Source organism: Mitsuaria sp. TWR114 (genome assembly GCF_007997345.1).
Map to the genome: position 1 here is coordinate 1 of NZ_VOSR01001106.1, position 532 is coordinate 532.

General features: G+C 70.9%; 2 pseudogenes. Both read left to right on the forward strand.

The annotated features are described in order from the left end of the window. Window positions 1–337, forward strand: a pseudogene (locus FUT87_RS27860) (pyridoxal-phosphate dependent enzyme); the annotation flags it as partial. Further along, window positions 334–532: pseudogene (locus FUT87_RS27865) on the forward strand (tryptophan synthase subunit alpha); the annotation flags it as partial. The pseudogenes FUT87_RS27860 and FUT87_RS27865, both read left to right, overlap by 4 nt.

Genomic DNA, 532 nt, shown 5'->3' on the forward strand with positions numbered 1-532 from the left:
GATCTCCGCCGGCCTGGACTATCCGGGCGTCGGGCCCGAGCACGCCTACCTGAAGGACATCGGCCGCGCCGAGTACGTCGGCGCCACCGATGCCGAGGCGCTCGCCGCCTTCCATCGGCTGTGCCGCACCGAGGGCATCATCCCGGCGCTGGAATCGAGCCACGCGCTCGCGCATGCGATCAAGCTCGCGCCGACGATGCGCCCCGACCAGCACCTGCTGGTGAACCTGTCCGGCCGCGGCGACAAGGACATCGGCACCGTCGCCGACCTGTCGGGCGCCGAGTATTTCGACCGGCCCTCGATGGCCGGCCACGCCGTGAAGGGAGGTGCCCAATGAGCCGCATCCAGGCCACGTTCGAGCGGCTGGCCGCCGCGGGCCGCAAGGCGCTGATTCCCTACGTCACCGCCGGCGATCCGTATGCCGACGTGACGGTCGAGCTGATGCTGGCGATGGCCCAGGCCGCGCCGACGTCATCGAGCTGGGGGTGCCGTTCTCCGATCGATGGCCGACGGCCGGTGATCCAGAAGGCCA